Raw genomic sequence first — 14,382 nt, 5'->3', positions numbered from 1 at the left:
ATTGATTCATTCCGTTGGATTGATGGAGGTGCAAGGATGTGCCAGCCCCTGGCGGACACGGTTGACGATGGTGTACACGAGCAGGGCCAATACCAGGGCCAACAGGCCGTTGATCCAGACGCTGCTCAACAGGCCGCTGGCGACACCTGCGCCCAGCACGCCAAAAACAAAGGCGCGGTCACTCTTGCCCATTGGCCCGTCGTAACGGCGCTCAGCCCCGACCATCAGGCCCAGTACCCCGGCGTATTCACTGATCACGGCCAACACCACCACCAACACCACCAGCAATGGCGACACCCCAACCAGCAGGGCAAACGGCAGGTACAAGGCACTGTCGGCGATCACATCGCACAGCTCATTGAGGTAAGCCCCCAGCCTGGACTGCTGACCGAACTCACGGGCCAGCATGCCATCCACGGCATTGAGGGCCATGCGCAGGAACATCCATACCGGTATCAGGGCAAACAGCCAGGCCCGGCTGGCAAACAGTGCCACCAGCAACCCAATGAGCAAGGAAACCACTGCCGCAGTCACGGTGACCTGATTGGCCGTCACACCGCGCTGGTGCAAGCGGGTGACGAACGGACGCAGTACGCGCTGGAAGCGCGGTTTGAGGTGGTAAATCGAAAGCATCAACACTCATCCTTTAACTGATGCAAAACGACCCTGGAACCCTGCCTCGGCCGTACGCTGCCCTCATGGCAACTGCCCGTAATGCCGCACAGGGTGTTGTTTCACGCCCGACTAACCTGGCGAGATCGCGAACAAGGGAAACAATTCCCCCATTCGACATTCCTGACACACTAACGGTCACAGAACAGGCAAAGGGCCATCAACCTCAACGAGGCACGGCGATGTACCACTTGGGCTTCATGCGCCCGAAATCCTGACGCCGGTTGTGCTTGAGGGCTTTTTTTGAGTCCAGCACAAAACAGCCCTCTGCATCGCGCACGAAGACAACCCAATGCCAAAAAGGCCGGCCAGCCACCAGCCGCCACTTGATCGCCAACAGGGCGCGGTCGGGCAACGCCTCCCACCCGTCAAAGGGGTGCTGCTCAGGGGCCGCAACGATACCCAGTTCGCCGAGCAGACGGCGAACATAGTGGGTGTCCGACCACAGCGCGCGGTCCTCGGCAAAGATACCCAGCGCATTGGCCACCTGCCGCGCCTGGCCATAATCAATCTGTGCCAGGGCGGCACAGGCGGCAATGCCGCATCCGGTAGGTTCCTGCTGTACAACAGCATCCATGCGATACGTCTCCATTGCGTCAGATCAGTGAGGAAATGCTCTCCAGGCGCCGCTCGGCAGGCTCAGGCCGGCCAAACAGATAACCCTGGAAGTGAGAACAGCCTTGCTCTACGAGGCCCTTGAACTGGGTACGGGTTTCGACACCTTCAGCGGTGGTCTGGATGTCGAGGCTCCTGCCAATACCGGTGATTGCACTGACAATGGCCAGCGCCTCACGGCTGCGCTCCATATCCTGAGTAAAGGTTTTGTCGATCTTGATTCTGTCAAACGGGAACGAGCGCAGATAGCCCAATGACGAATAACCCGTACCAAAATCATCCAGGGCAATACGTACGCCCAAGGCTTTGATCTGCCGCAGGGCTTCAATGTTGCCCAGCGAATTTTCCAACAACACGGATTCGGTGATTTCCAGTTCCAGCCGATGAGGTTCAAGGCCCGAGCTCTTCAGCGCATGTTCAACCAGCGCGACGAACTGGCTGTTTCTGAACTGCATGGGTGACAGGTTTACCGCAACCGTCTGCTGGCCCGGCCAACTGGCGGCTTCACGACATGCCTCCTTCAGCGCCAATGCTCCCACTTCGTGAATCAGGCCGGACTCTTCGGCAATCGGTATGAAATCCAGGGGCCCGACCAGACCGTTGACAGGATGACGCCAACGCATCAACGCTTCGTATCCCACCACCTCGGTGTGGTCCTGATCCGTGATCGGCTGGTAGTACAACTGCAACTGTTCGTTGGCAATCGCATCGCGCAGTTCCAGTTCGATGGTGCGCCGGTTACGCGCCGCCTCATCCATATCCAACCGGAAAAACGCATGGCAGTTACGCCCATTGCGCTTGGCTTCATACAACGCCATGTCGGCATAACGCAGCAGCTTTTCCGGGGTGGTGTGATCACTCGGAGCCAAGGCGATCCCCACACTGATCCCCACCGATACGCGATGCCCATCGATCAGGAACTCCGGCTCTACCGCCTCGATCAGCCGTTGAGCCGCTTCCGCTGCATCAGCAGGTTTTGAAAGGCCCGGAAGAATTACCGCAAACTCATCCCCACCCAGACGGGCCAGGGTGTCGTGGCCGCGCAACACCTTGCGCAATCGCTCGGCAAGCTGGCGCAGCAGTTCATCGCCGTATTGATGCCCGAGGGCGTCATTGACGTTCTTGAAGTTGTCCAGGTCCAGACAAAGGGTTGCTGTCACACATGACATCAGGTTATCGAGGAGCAACGCGTCATGCAGCCGCTGGCGCAGTTGCACGCGGTTGGGCAAGCCCGTCAGGATGTCGTGATGCGCCAGAAAGCGAATCTTTTCATTGGCAGCGTTCTCTTCGGTAATGTCATCGGCAATCAACATCAAGTAGCGCTTGCCTGACTCATGGCCATGAATGCTCAGTGCTCGTGAGCGCAGCGTGCGAGTACCTCGCGGCGTCTCAAGCTGGTCCTCAGAACGGTGTGCAACCTCGGTAAGCAGGGCTATGTCCGCTAGCTGCTCAAAATATTCGCTTATCTGCGGGGCCAGGCATTCCTCACTGCGCTTACCGACCATGTCTGCGTGCGGGCAATCGAACAGTGTTTCAGCCTGTCGGTTGGCCAACAGGATTTGCCGCGTCACGGCATCTTGAACCACAACGCTGGAGGGGATATTGGCAATCACCGTATCCAGGAACATCGACATTGATGCCATCTGTTCACTGTAACGTTCAGCCAGCTCCTTGGCCTCGAGCAGTTGCTGCTCTCGGTTACGCAACTCCGTGATATCACGGGTGACCTTGGCGAAGCCGATGAACGCGCCCTGTTCATCGTAAATGGCGTCGATGACCACGTTCGCCCAGAACGCGCTTCCGTCTTTGCGAAAACGCCAACCCTGGGCCTCGAAGCGGCCCGTACGACGTGCGATCTCAAGCCCTCGCTGAGGCACACCTGCGGCCTGTTCCTCCGGGGAGTAAAAGCACGCGAAATTCCGACCGACTATTTCCTCTTGCCGATACCCCTTGGCGCGTTCGGCACCGGCGTTCCAGTTCGCCACGGTACCCTCTGGGCTTAGCATGTAGATCGCATAATCGACCACACCCTGCACCAGCAACCTGTACATCACATCTGAATTATCTAGGGTCATTGCACTCATTGCCGCCAATCGTCCATTAACACGTCGACCGAGCAAGAACCCAGTGTCCGAAGACGCGAGCAACGAGACCAAGTCGATAGCACTATGCTACCAATCTTGTCCTACAGACAGACAAAAAATCAGCGCAAAGGAGGGGCAGGAAACCTAAAAACAGATGGCTGGTAGAGTGGGCGCGCACTGGCACAGCCGGGTGGGTAATGGCCGTGCCAGCCTGGGGCCGCGGTCAATCGTCGCGGGTCAGTACTTCCAGCAATTCGATCTCGAAGACCAGGTTCGAGTGAGGCTTGATCACCGGGCCCATCTTGCGTGCGCCATAGGCCAGGTGCGATGGCACGAACAGCTTGCGCTTGCCGCCAACCTTCATGCCCATCAGGCCCTGGTCCCAGCCCTTGATCACGCGCCCGGTGCCGATAACACACTGGAACGGCTTGCCCCGTTCATAGGAAGAATCGAACGGTGTGCCGTCTTCGAGAAAGCCGCGGTACTGGGTGGTGATCAAGGCCCCCTTGACCACGGCCTTGCCTTCGCCCACCTGGATATCGGTAATTTGCAGTTCGCTGCTCATGCTTGTCCTCGTTGAAACGTACGTACGCTATTGCCGCAGCCTTTTCTCAGGAATGTGCGCGTTTGGCAAGCACCGACAAAAACCAGGGGCGATACAGGTTTGTAATTTGTGGCACTTGCCTCGTGAACTTATCCATTCCCTGCAGTGGCACCACCGGCTGGTTTCGCCTTTTACGGCGACCCACTTTTGAACGGCACAAAAGTGGGCAAAACGCCCTGTCCCGACATCCGGCCCTACGCTGCGCTTCGGGTTCCTTCCTTATGCCATCGCTCCCGCGTGGACGCGCCATCCATGGCCCATCAGCACTTGCTACTTCGCGCACTGAAAAACAAAGCCCACGCAGGAAATCCACGCTCTGCACGAGTGCCACCATCCCCCATTGTCCCAGCCGATCTCGGCAATCTGTAAACCGGCAACACCCTCAGTTCAGGCAACGCTTACCGCCCGCTGGGGCTCATGCTGACGCATCGACCAGCACACGCCACCAATCACCAGCACAATCGCGGCAGCTTCCAGCACACTCGGGCCACTGTGCCGCCAGATGAAGGCATACAGCAGGGCAAACAGCGTTTCGAATACGATCAACTGGCCGCTCATGGTCAACGGCATCCGCTTGGACGCGGCGTTCCATAGCAAGGCGGCCAACCACGAGCCAAACAAGGCGCTGCCCAGGCTGTAAAGCCAGAACAGGTTCCAACGACCAGCCGGCGCCTCGACGTGCAACTGAGCCGGTTGCCACAGCCAGATCGCAGCGACCAGCAGCAAGCTGAACAAGCCCGTGGCCACACCACAGAACACCGACCACTGGTGGCTGTCGAAATGCCCGGACTGCTTCAGGTAGCGGCTGTTGTGGACGGCGTACCAGGTCCAGCTCAGCAGCGCACCCAAGGCGTACAGCACACCAATAAACTTGTCAGCCATGGCGCCCGGCTCTACGGCGAAGGTTTGCAGGTTGATACAGAGCATGCCGGCGAGGATCAAACCTAACGGGCCGGCCAGCCGCGACAAGGCAATTGCGCCGCTGTCATGGCGACCGTATAGGGTGATGGTCAAGGGCAGTACCCCGACAATCAGCGAAGCTGGCGCCACACCCAGGCGCTGAATCGCGGCCACCAGGCAGATGAAGTAGATCAGGTTGCCGATCACCGATAGCCGCGTGAGCATCCACAGGTCGCTCAGGGTCAATTTGCGCAAGGCCTGACGCAGGGGAATGGCAAGCACCAGCGAAATCACCCCGAACAGTACGAAGCGTGCGCAGCTGAGCAGCACCGGGCTGAACTCCGGCAACAACTGCGGCACCATCAGTACCATTCCCCACATCGCTCCGGCCACGCCGGCATAGGCCACACCCCGTTTCACCGCACACACCTCTTGATGGATTGATGCGCGCAGGCTAGCCGCTCACACGCCCCTCGACAAAAGATCATTCGGCATGCAGCCATTCCCATACGGAATACCTTTCCCCCCTACAGCCTTCGATCTTATGATCAGGGCATTCCGTAAACGCAGGCCTGGAACATGAGCCGCTTCAACCGACACTTGCCACCTCTCGACACCCTGATTGCCTTTGAAGCGGTCGCCCGCACCGGCAGCTTTACCCGCGCCGCCAGCGAGCTATGCCTGACGCAAAGCGCAGTCAGCAAGCAAATCAAGGTGCTGGAGGATCACTTGTCGGCGCCGTTGTTCGAGCGGCGCGCACGCGGTATTGCCTTGACCCAGGCCGGTACTGCCTTCAATGCCATCGTCGAGCCTATGCTGGAGAGCCTGCTGGCTAATGTGCTGCGGCTCAAGAGCGGCCATGGCAGCCGCAATGTCAGCGTTATCTGCACGCACGCTGTGGCGCAGTACTGGCTGTTCCCGCGCCTGTTGCGCTTCAACGAACAACACCCCGAACTGACGGTGAACATTCACGCCAGCAACGAGATCAGCGAGAGCGTGATCGCCGACTACGACTTCGGCATCCTCTACGGTCATGGCCGTTGGCGCTCGCTGCAGGCCAGCAAGCTGTTTGACGAATGTATCTATCCGATTGTCAGTGCCCAACGCCCACTGCCAGCGGTGCACTCACTCAGTGAGCTGCAGGCCTTGCCCCTGATTCAACTGGACGCCTCGGCCTGGAACTGCCTGGACTGGCACGACTGGTTCAACCATCAGGGCGTGCGCTACAAAGCACCGGCTGACGCAGTGACGTTCAACCAGGTCAATCTGGTGTTCGATGCAGTGATGCAGGGCATGGGTGTGGGATTGGGCTGGGAGTTCATGGCGCGCGAGCGGATCGACAGTGGGCAGATCCGCACGGTTTCGGACTTTGTCGTGCATACCGGGCAGGCTGACTACCTGGTGCACGACAAACAGGTGATGCCTTCGCCTGCGGCGAAGGTCTTTGCGGACTGGCTGATGGCGAACGGTTGACCCCGCCTAAGGCATCAAGGCTTGATGAGCAGGCCCTGACCGGTCGGCAAACTGGCAATAGAAAGGTCCATTTTCTTTGCCCAGGCATCCATCCCTTCCTTCTGCGGCTGATAGCCGAAGTAGGCGTAATCGTCGAGCAGTACAAAGGCACCGGGGACCAGGCGGTCCCAAAGATAATCGATAGCCGCCACTTCAGGTATCGTGCAGTTAAGATCGATGTGCAGAAACGCAATACGGGTGGCTTCGATGTGCTCCAACGTATCAGGAATGCTTCCCGGGACGATGCGCACATTGCGCCACTCGGAGAAATTCTTTTTCACCGAATCGAGGTTGGTGGTGTAAAAGCCCGATTTGATTTCGCTCTGATTGCGTTCGATGACCCCGCCGTTTTTTTCATTATCGGACAGGTAGCGTTCATCCAGCCCGGTAAACGTATCCAGCAGGTAGAACTGCTTGCCGGTCGTATCCCAATCCAGGTCCTTCATGATTGCAGAACTCAGAAAGCCATAGTTGACACCGCACTCGACAAAATCGCCTTCGTGCTTGGCTGCCGAGCGAGCGGCCCACAGCCCGATATGGACGCGCCAGTACCACTTGTAATCACAACCCGTCGCTTCGATGCCTCGCTGGTAGGCCGCGACGTAGGACGGGTCAATCATGAAGTCATGGTTGTGCTTGGAGGCCAGTCCATCGTACTGATAAGGGCTATCGAGCTTAGGGTGAAGCAGGCTTTTGTCACGCGTGACAGCAGCGCCATGCTTATAGGGACGACCTTCATTCTTGCCAAACTTAAGGTAGTGCTGAGTGGGATCCATGCCAGCGGCCCGAACATCGGCATGCAGCTCCAAATATACTTCGGGCGAAAAATCATCCGGCAACATCAGCAGACACTCCAGTCTAAAACTCGTTGAATATCAAGGCATAGAGCGTATCGGCTATCGCCAGAAAACCTTAAGCGACGGCCCATCCGCCGGCAATGATCACGCAGTGACCGGGGTCAGCACGGGCTCGCCAGCAAAGAACGCCTGCAGGTTTCGCAGCACCAGTTGCACCGTATCACCCGCTGCTTCCGGCGACTGCCCGGCCACGTGCGGGGTCAACACCACATTCGGCAGTGCCTTGAGCGCTTCAGGTACCGCAGGCTCTTCATCGAAAACGTCCAGCGCAGCACCGGCGATGCGCTTTCGCTGCAACGCATCGACCAGGTCGGCGGTACAGACCACGCTGGCCCGGGCGATGTTCACCAGGAAGCCCGCTTCACCCAATGCCTCCAGCACCGTGGCGCCGATCAGGTGCCGGGTACTGGCACCCCCCGGCGTGGCGACCACCAGAAAATCCGATGCCTGTGCCAACGCCAGTACACTGTCGCAATAGGTGTAGGGCACGCCGCTACGTGGCTGGCGGCTGTGGTAACTGACCTGCATGTCGAAACCAAGAGCGCCACGCTTGGCGATGGCCTGGCCAATCGCCCCCAAGCCGAGAATGCCCAGGCGCTTGCCGGCCAGCGACGGGCTGATTACCCGGTTCCACTCGCCACGACGGGTTGAAGCATCGGCACGGGGGATATCGCGAACCACCGCACACAGCAGGGCCATGGCATGGTCAGCCACCGTCGATGCATTGGCGCCCGCCCCATTGGTGACGGTGATACCGCGTGCTGCCGCTGCCGCAAGGTCAACCTGCTCATAGCCGGCACCAATCACGCAGATGATTTTCAGGTGTGGCAATGCCGCCATTTCATCGGCATGCAGGCCCAGCGGCCCGCGCGTGAGCACCGCATCGATTTCACTGCCATGGCGAGCAATGGCCTCGCGCCGTAGCGCCGGTGTCTGCGCAAGAATCAGGTTGAAACCGTTGTTGCGCAGCAGGTGCAGGTAGTCGTCGACCGTTTCTACCAGCACCAATACCGTCTTTGTCATGCCTTGCTCCAGAACTGTCCGCGAGGGCGCATTGTGCGCCAGCACGGACTAGTTGGAAAAGGCCCGTCCCAGACCACCCGGAACACCGCTGCTGTCGGTTTCCTGCCAAGGCCCCTGGAGGCTGGTCGACCAGCTCCAGCCGTTATTCCAGCGGTAGTAGGTGCGCTGCCGGTAGAAGGTGTTGGTCTGGCCTTCGAGCACGTAAACCCCGAGGCGCGGGTCCCAGTGGCTGGCACCGCCTGGCGGCGGTGCGAAGCTGGCCGAGGTGCGCGGCATCGGTTTCTGCGAAGGGGTAACGGTCGGCTTGCTCGGCACTGTGCCCGGGCGCGGCGTCGGCTTGATCACCGGCCCTGGTGGCTGGCGCTCAATGGGCGGTTCAGGGTAAGTCGAAGGCTGCTGCACCGTACACGCACTCAGGCCCAGAAACAGGGTAATCAGGGTGAGGCGTACGGTGCTGTTCATGAGGCTACTCGCTTAAGGATCCGGGCTGTCGATGGTCAGGTGCTGCTGCGCCTCGGTACTGCTGGCCAGCGGCGAACTGCGGCCGATCCACTCGCCCTTGGTCGGCTGGCCTGCGCGAGAGACGCGCGCAACCAGTTGGACTTCAGGAAAGTTCGACAGTTTCATGCTCGGCATCATTGCGTCGCTATCCGCCAATTCGACCTCGATGGGCAACTGGGCCACCGTCACCCGCTTCACTGCCAACGGCATCGGCGGGCCTTCGCTCGCACGGGCAAAGATAAACACGCTGTCACCTGGCTGAACCTTGTCCTTCAGCGCTGCCGCCAGTTCGACCCGTACCTTGAGCCGCGCCGGTGCCTTGTCGCTAACGGCAGCGGTTGTTACGGGCTCAACACCGCTGGCCTTGAGCCTGTCGGCAGCACGTGCCACGCCGCCTTCCAGCGCCGCACGGGAGGCATCACCGGCAGGCAGTTGCGCCAACAGGCGGTTCCAGTAATCAATGGCCTGTTGATAGCGCTGACCTTCGAACGCGGCAATACCCAACAGCCCAAGGCTGGTGACTTCCTGCGGATCAGCCTTGAGGGCTTCGTCGGTCAGCCCCTGCAGCTGCGGGGTCCACTGCTTGCCGTTGGCAAAGTAGAGTGCTTGCGCCCACTGACCGAGCAACTCGGGCTGGCGCCCGGCCAGGCCCACGGCACGCTCGAAGGTCTTGGCGGCATCGGCAGAACGCTCTTGCGCCATGTAGGCACGACCAAGGAAATACAGGCCCTCGGCCGAATCAGGCTGGGCAGCAACGGCGCGCTCCAGGCGTGCGGTCATTTCTTCCAGCGACTGCGGTGCCTGGGCAAATTCCTGGGTCAGGGCCACTTTGTCACTGGCGCCAAAATGCAGGTACAGGCCCAGGGCCATCAATGGCACCAATACCGCAGCCAGCAGTGGCAGCGGTTTGCCAAGGCGAGCCAGCCGTGCAGGCTCGGCATTTTCGGTATCGTCGAGCAGCTCGCGGGCCGCTTCGTCACGCCCACTCGCCAGTTGTTCGGCGCTAAGTACACCGGCAGCCTGTTGCGCCTGCAACTCGGCGACGCGCTCCTGATACAGGGCAACGTTCAGTGCGGTACGGTCTTCTTCCAGTTGCGCACGACGTCCGCGCAGCACCGGGATCAGCAAAAAGCTCAGGGCTACCAGTAACAGCAGGCCTGCAGCAAGCCAGAAATCAGTCATGGGTCTGTTCTTTTTCCAACAGTTTGGCGAGGCGCTCACGCTCCTCGGGAGAAAGGTCGGCGGTGCCGTTGACAACCGGCGTGCGGCGCTTGCGCACGATCACCGCAAGCACCACGACGCCGCCCAGCAGCAGTGCACCGGGGCCGAACCACAGCAACCAGGTACGCGCAGTCAGGGCCGGTTTGTAACGAACGAAATCACCGTAACGGTCAACCATGAAGTCGATGATCTGCTGGTTACTCTTGCCCTCGCCCAGCATCCGGAAAATCTCCCGACGCAGGTCGGCGGCAATGGGGGCGTTGGAGTCTGCGATGTCCTGGTTCTGGCATTTGGGGCAACGCAGTTCCTTGGTCAGGTCGCGATAACGCTCACGTTCAGCATCATCGGCAAACTGATAGGTATCAATTGCCGCCTGGGCCACACCGGCCAGGCTCAGGCCCAGTACGGCCGCTGCTAGCCAGCGCTTCATGGCCGGCCCTCGTCGACAAGGCCTTGGTACAACGGGGCCAGTTGCTCGCGCCAGACAGTCTCGTCGACGACACCCACGAACTTGTGACGGATGATGCCCTTGGCATCGATCAGGAAGGTTTCCGGCGCGCCGTACACGCCCAGGTCCAGGCCCAGGGTGCCCTGCTCATCGCGAATATTCAGCTGGTATGGGTTGTGAAAGTCCTTCAGCCACTTCAGCGCCGCCGCATTGTCGTCTTTGTAATTGACCCCGTAGATCCGCACGCCCTGTTCGGCCAGCTTGTTCAGCACCGGGTGCTCGACCCGGCAGGACACGCACCAGGTACCCCAGACGTTGACCAGTGCCGGCTTGCCCAGCAGGTCGGCCTGGGTCAGGGTGCTCTCGCCCTCCACGGCTGGCAGGGAGAAATGCGGGAACGGCTTGCCGATCATTGCCGAAGGCAGTTCAGCCGGGTCCAGGTACAACCCGCGATAGAGGAAGACCGCCACCAGCAGAAACACCGCCAGCGGCAGCACCATGATCCAACGCTTCATGCAGTTGCTCCAGACATGCCCAGTACTTCACGTACACGGCTTTTCACCTTGACCCGATAACGCCCATCCAACGCGGCCAGCAGGCCACCCAGGCCAGTCAGCAGACCGCCCAGCCAGATCCAGCGCACGAACGGTTTGACATGAACCCGTACAGCCCAGGCGCCGTTGTCCAGCGGTTCGCCGAGAGCAACATAGAGGTCGCGAGTGAAGCCAGCATCGATGCCCGCTTCGGTCATCACCGATTGCTGCACGGTATAGAGGCGTTTCTCCGGGTGCAGGACGCTGATCTCGCGACCCTCCTTGACCACCCGAACCGTGCCCTTGTCGGAGGTGAAGTTAGGCCCCTCGAAATGCTTGGCGCCCTCGAAAATGAAGTGGTAGCCCGCCAGTTCCACTGACTCGCCCGGCGCCAGGCGCAGGTCGCGCTCGGCACTGTTGTTGCTCGACAGCACCACACCCAGCGCGCAAACCGCCAGGCCGAAGTGAGCGACGTGCATCCCCCAGTAGCTGCGGGTGAGGCTTCGCATGCCCTTGAACACACCCTTGTGGCGCGTCTTGTCGAGAAGGTCACGCACGCCGGCAAGCACGATCCAGGCCGCCAGGGCAAAAGTGGTCAGTACTGGCCAATCGAAGTCATCCACGATCAGCCCGCCGATCGGCGCAAGAATGGCGCTGCCGACCAGTACCGGGGTGAGCATGCCCAGCAGCCATTTGCCGGGGGTGTCTTTCCAGCGCACGAGAACGCCTATGGCCAACACCACCATCAACAGGGCCATCAGCGGCAGGAACAGCGCATCGAAGTACGGTGGGCCGACGGACAGCTTCGCCCCGGTCAACGCGTCGAGCACCAGCGGATACAGCGTGCCGAGCAGGATCATCGAGGCCGCGACCACCAGTATCAGGTTGTTGGCCAATAGCAGGGTTTCACGCGACCACAGGGCAAAGCCAACCTGACTCTTGACGACTGGCGCACGCAGCGCGAACAGGGTCAGCGAGCCGCCGACCACGCACAGCAGGAACATCAGGATGAACACACCGCGCTCCGGGTCGGAAGCGAAGGCATGCACCGAAGTCAGCACGCCCGAGCGAACCAGGAAGGTACCCAGCAAGCTCAACGAGAATGCGGCAATGGCCAGCAGTACCGTCCAGCTCTTGAACACGCCGCGTTTTTCAGTCACGGCCAGGGAGTGGATCAGGGCAGTGCCGACCAGCCACGGCATGAACGAGGCGTTCTCTACCGGGTCCCAGAACCACCAGCCGCCCCAACCCAACTCGTAGTAGGCCCACCAGGAGCCCAGGGTGATACCAATGCCGAGAAAGGCCCAGGCGATGATGGTCCAGGGCCGCGACCAGCGCGCCCAGGCCGCATCAAGACGACCGCCGAGCAAGGCGGCGATGGCGAAGGCAAACGCGACCGAGAAACCGACATAACCCATGTAGAGCATGGGTGGGTGAACGATCAGGCCCACATCCTGCAGCAGCGGGTTGAGGTCACGACCATCGGTCGGCACCTGCGGCAACAGCCGCTGGAACGGGTTGGAGGTGACGATCAGGAACGACATGAAGCCCACGCTGATCATGCCCATGATCGCCAGCACGCGGGCGAGCATCACCTGTGGCAACTGCCGGGAGAAGATCGACACGGCAAAGGTCCAGCCGCCGAGAATCAGTGCCCAGAGCAGCAACGATCCTTCGTGAGCGCCCCACACCGCGCTGAACTTGAAGTACCAAGGCAGGGCGCTGTTGGAGTTGCTGGCGACATAGGCAACCGAGAAGTTATCGGTCATGAAGGCGTGGGTCAGGCAGGCGAAGGCGAAGGCCAGGAATGCGAACTGGCCCCAGGCCGCAGGCCGTGCCAGGCCCATCCACAAGCTGTCACCGCGCCAGGCGCCTAGCAATGGCACACTGGCCTGGACGCAAGCAAAGCACAGCGCCAGGATCATGGCCAATTGGCCCAGTTCGGGGATTACCAACGCAGCGTTCATGGTTTGCCTCCGGCCTGGCCAGCGTCAGTCGCAGCCTGACCGCTTTCCTTAAGGGCTTTGGTCACTTCTGGCGGCATGTACTTTTCATCGTGCTTGGCCAGCACTTCGTCCGCCACTACCACACCTTCGGCATTCAGTTTGCCGAGGGCGACAATGCCCTGCCCTTCGCGAAACAGATCCGGAAGAATGCCGCGGTAGGTAATGGGCACGGACTTGTTGAAGTCGGTGACCACGAAACGCACGTCCAGCGAATCACCGGAACGTTGCAGGGAACCTTTTTCAACCATGCCACCCGCACGGATACGGGTATCCAGGGGCGCCTCGCCATTGGCGATCTGGGTTGGGGTGTAGAACAGGTTGATGTTCTGCTGCAAGGCACTCAATGCCAGTGCCACGGCAACGCCGAGGCCGGCGAGCAGGCCGAGAATGATGAACAGGCGCTTCTTGCGTTGCGGATTCACTGATTGCTCTCCCGGCGCAGACGGCGCGCCTCTTCTTGCAGGTAACGGCGACGGGCCAGGATCGGCGCCGCGACGTTGATCGCCAGCACTAACAGGCTAATGCCGTAGGCCGACCAGACATACAGGCCGTGGTGGCCCATGGCGAGAAAATCGCTGAAGGAGGTGAAACTCATCGTGCCAACTCCCGACCCAGGGTATTCATGACTTCACTTTTTACCCAACTGCTGCGGGCTTCGCGCTTGAGCACTTCAAGGCGCATGCGCATCAGCAGTACCGCGCCGAAGAAGCAGTAGAAACCCAGTGCCGTGAGCAGCAACGGCAACCACATTTCCGCCGGCATCGCCGGTTTTTCGGTCAAGGTAAAGGTTGCGCCCTGGTGCAGGGTGTTCCACCACTCCACCGAATACTTGATGATCGGGATATTGATCACCCCGACAATCGCCAGCACTGCACAGGCCTTGGCCGCGCTCTCACGATTGCTGATCGCCTGCCCCAGGGCAATCAGACCGAAGTACAGAAACAGGAGGATCAGCATCGACGTCAGTCGGGCATCCCAGACCCACCAACTGCCCCAGGTCGGCTTACCCCAGATGGCGCCGGTAACCAGCGCCACGGCGGTCATCCAGGCGCCAATGGGCGCGGCGCACTGCAATGCAATGTCGGCGATCTTCATTTTCCAGACCAGGCCGACCACGCCGGCCACTGCCAGCATCACATAGCAGGACTGTGCCAGCATGGCGGCGGGCACATGGATGTAGATGATGCGAAAACTGTTGCCCTGTTGGTAATCCTGAGGGGCAAAGGCCAGGCCCCAGACCACACCGACCGTCAACAGCAGCACGGCGGCGATCGCCAGCCACGGCAGCATCCGCCCACTGATGGAATAGAACCACTTGGGCGAACCCAGTTTATGAAACCACGTCCAGCTGATTGCGCTGCTTTTCATCACGGTACATCCAGGGTCTTTGCTGGGCAGCGAGCCCA

The 14,382-nt window shown here is 60.3% G+C and carries 16 protein-coding genes; 1 reads left to right on the top strand and 15 read right to left on the bottom strand.

Translation table 11 applies throughout. The features are described 5' to 3' along the window. Positions 1–6: 6 nt before the first annotated feature. The 5 genes from AB7M23_RS13625 to AB7M23_RS13605 all read right to left on the bottom strand — a co-directional run bounded on the left by AB7M23_RS13625 (position 7) and on the right by AB7M23_RS13605 (position 5,295). On the bottom strand, positions 7–633 hold the full coding sequence (locus AB7M23_RS13625; RefSeq protein ID WP_099773944.1) for a CDP-alcohol phosphatidyltransferase family protein: 627 nt from the start codon (positions 631–633) through the stop codon (positions 7–9). A 205-nt stretch (positions 634–838) separates the two neighbouring features. After that, positions 839–1,249, bottom strand: coding sequence for a hypothetical protein (locus tag AB7M23_RS13620; protein ID WP_102052423.1), 411 nt, complete (start codon positions 1,247–1,249; stop codon positions 839–841). A gap of 19 nt (positions 1,250–1,268) precedes the next feature. Continuing rightward, positions 1,269–3,362: a putative bifunctional diguanylate cyclase/phosphodiesterase gene (locus tag AB7M23_RS13615; protein ID WP_454241053.1), complete on the bottom strand. Its 2,094-nt coding sequence runs from the start codon at positions 3,360–3,362 to the stop codon at positions 1,269–1,271. Positions 3,363–3,594: 232 nt separating this feature from the next. Further along, entirely contained in the window at positions 3,595–3,936 is a 342-nt protein-coding gene (locus AB7M23_RS13610) for an FKBP-type peptidyl-prolyl cis-trans isomerase (protein WP_065759838.1), read from the bottom strand. A 426-nt stretch (positions 3,937–4,362) separates the two neighbouring features. Continuing rightward, the gene (locus tag AB7M23_RS13605; RefSeq protein ID WP_409278252.1) at positions 4,363–5,295 is read right to left on the bottom strand and encodes a DMT family transporter; all 933 of its coding nucleotides are present in this window, start codon (positions 5,293–5,295) and stop codon (positions 4,363–4,365) included. Between the two features lie 159 nt (positions 5,296–5,454). Here AB7M23_RS13605 and AB7M23_RS13600 point away from each other — a divergent pair, with 159 nt between their 5' ends. Continuing rightward, positions 5,455–6,348, top strand: a complete 894-nt coding sequence (locus AB7M23_RS13600) for a LysR substrate-binding domain-containing protein (protein ID WP_454241052.1) — start codon at positions 5,455–5,457, stop codon at positions 6,346–6,348. Between the two features lie 14 nt (positions 6,349–6,362). Here the strand turns inward: AB7M23_RS13600 and AB7M23_RS13595 are convergent, their stop codons facing one another. The 10 genes from AB7M23_RS13595 to AB7M23_RS13550 all read right to left on the bottom strand — a co-directional run bounded on the left by AB7M23_RS13595 (position 6,363) and on the right by AB7M23_RS13550 (position 14,344). After that, positions 6,363–7,229, bottom strand: a complete 867-nt coding sequence (locus AB7M23_RS13595) for a TylF/MycF/NovP-related O-methyltransferase (protein WP_454241051.1) — start codon at positions 7,227–7,229, stop codon at positions 6,363–6,365. A gap of 99 nt (positions 7,230–7,328) precedes the next feature. Beyond that, the gene (locus AB7M23_RS13590; RefSeq protein WP_454241050.1) at positions 7,329–8,267 is read right to left on the bottom strand and encodes a 2-hydroxyacid dehydrogenase; all 939 of its coding nucleotides are present in this window, start codon (positions 8,265–8,267) and stop codon (positions 7,329–7,331) included. A 48-nt stretch (positions 8,268–8,315) separates the two neighbouring features. Next, positions 8,316–8,729, bottom strand: a complete 414-nt coding sequence (locus tag AB7M23_RS13585; protein WP_454241049.1) for a hypothetical protein — start codon at positions 8,727–8,729, stop codon at positions 8,316–8,318. A 12-nt stretch (positions 8,730–8,741) separates the two neighbouring features. Then, on the bottom strand, positions 8,742–9,950 hold the full coding sequence (gene ccmI / locus AB7M23_RS13580) for a c-type cytochrome biogenesis protein CcmI (RefSeq protein WP_454241048.1): 1,209 nt from the start codon (positions 9,948–9,950) through the stop codon (positions 8,742–8,744). Next, the gene (locus tag AB7M23_RS13575; RefSeq protein ID WP_330523241.1) at positions 9,943–10,419 is read right to left on the bottom strand and encodes a cytochrome c-type biogenesis protein; all 477 of its coding nucleotides are present in this window, start codon (positions 10,417–10,419) and stop codon (positions 9,943–9,945) included. Before AB7M23_RS13575 ends, ccmI begins: the two co-directional genes overlap by 8 nt. Continuing rightward, the gene (locus AB7M23_RS13570; RefSeq protein WP_454241047.1) at positions 10,416–10,952 is read right to left on the bottom strand and encodes a DsbE family thiol:disulfide interchange protein; all 537 of its coding nucleotides are present in this window, start codon (positions 10,950–10,952) and stop codon (positions 10,416–10,418) included. The genes AB7M23_RS13575 and AB7M23_RS13570 overlap by 4 nt, the downstream gene beginning before the upstream one ends. Next, entirely contained in the window at positions 10,949–12,937 is a 1,989-nt protein-coding gene (locus AB7M23_RS13565) for a heme lyase CcmF/NrfE family subunit (protein ID WP_454241046.1), read from the bottom strand. Before AB7M23_RS13565 ends, AB7M23_RS13570 begins: the two co-directional genes overlap by 4 nt. Then, the gene (ccmE, locus tag AB7M23_RS13560; RefSeq protein WP_065759847.1) at positions 12,934–13,398 is read right to left on the bottom strand and encodes a cytochrome c maturation protein CcmE; all 465 of its coding nucleotides are present in this window, start codon (positions 13,396–13,398) and stop codon (positions 12,934–12,936) included. Before ccmE ends, AB7M23_RS13565 begins: the two co-directional genes overlap by 4 nt. Continuing rightward, entirely contained in the window at positions 13,395–13,571 is a 177-nt protein-coding gene (ccmD, locus tag AB7M23_RS13555) for a heme exporter protein CcmD (protein WP_102052421.1), read from the bottom strand. The genes ccmE and ccmD overlap by 4 nt, the downstream gene beginning before the upstream one ends. After that, positions 13,568–14,344, bottom strand: a complete 777-nt coding sequence (locus AB7M23_RS13550) for a heme ABC transporter permease (protein WP_065759849.1) — start codon at positions 14,342–14,344, stop codon at positions 13,568–13,570. Before AB7M23_RS13550 ends, ccmD begins: the two co-directional genes overlap by 4 nt. Positions 14,345–14,382: the final 38 nt, after the last annotated feature.

This window comes from Pseudomonas sp. HLS-6 TE3448 (assembly GCF_053629555.1).
Note: the sequence above shows the minus strand (reverse complement) of the source record. Positions and strands in the feature narration are given on the sequence as shown.

Excerpts from the sequence above, each read along its gene's own strand:
- AB7M23_RS13585 (WP_454241049.1), bottom strand. The coding sequence starts at position 8,729 with ATGAACAGCACCGTACGCCTCACCCTGATTACCCTGTTTCTGGGCCTG.
- AB7M23_RS13625 (WP_099773944.1), bottom strand. The coding sequence starts at position 633 with ATGCTTTCGATTTACCACCTCAAACCGCGCTTCCAGCGCGTACTGCGT.
- AB7M23_RS13590 (WP_454241050.1), bottom strand. The coding sequence starts at position 8,267 with ATGACAAAGACGGTATTGGTGCTGGTAGAAACGGTCGACGACTACCTG.
- AB7M23_RS13595 (WP_454241051.1), bottom strand. The coding sequence starts at position 7,229 with ATGTTGCCGGATGATTTTTCGCCCGAAGTATATTTGGAGCTGCATGCC.
- AB7M23_RS13575 (WP_330523241.1), bottom strand. The coding sequence starts at position 10,419 with ATGAAGCGCTGGCTAGCAGCGGCCGTACTGGGCCTGAGCCTGGCCGGT.
- ccmD (WP_102052421.1), bottom strand. The coding sequence starts at position 13,571 with ATGAGTTTCACCTCCTTCAGCGATTTTCTCGCCATGGGCCACCACGGC.
- AB7M23_RS13620 (WP_102052423.1), bottom strand. The coding sequence starts at position 1,249 with ATGGATGCTGTTGTACAGCAGGAACCTACCGGATGCGGCATTGCCGCC.
- AB7M23_RS13610 (WP_065759838.1), bottom strand. The coding sequence starts at position 3,936 with ATGAGCAGCGAACTGCAAATTACCGATATCCAGGTGGGCGAAGGCAAG.
- AB7M23_RS13565 (WP_454241046.1), bottom strand. The coding sequence starts at position 12,937 with ATGAACGCTGCGTTGGTAATCCCCGAACTGGGCCAATTGGCCATGATC.
- AB7M23_RS13615 (WP_454241053.1), bottom strand. The coding sequence starts at position 3,362 with ATGACCCTAGATAATTCAGATGTGATGTACAGGTTGCTGGTGCAGGGT.
- AB7M23_RS13550 (WP_065759849.1), bottom strand. The coding sequence starts at position 14,344 with ATGAAAAGCAGCGCAATCAGCTGGACGTGGTTTCATAAACTGGGTTCG.
- AB7M23_RS13570 (WP_454241047.1), bottom strand. The coding sequence starts at position 10,952 with ATGAAGCGTTGGATCATGGTGCTGCCGCTGGCGGTGTTTCTGCTGGTG.
- AB7M23_RS13600 (WP_454241052.1), top strand. The coding sequence starts at position 5,455 with ATGAGCCGCTTCAACCGACACTTGCCACCTCTCGACACCCTGATTGCC.
- ccmI (WP_454241048.1), bottom strand. The coding sequence starts at position 9,950 with ATGACTGATTTCTGGCTTGCTGCAGGCCTGCTGTTACTGGTAGCCCTG.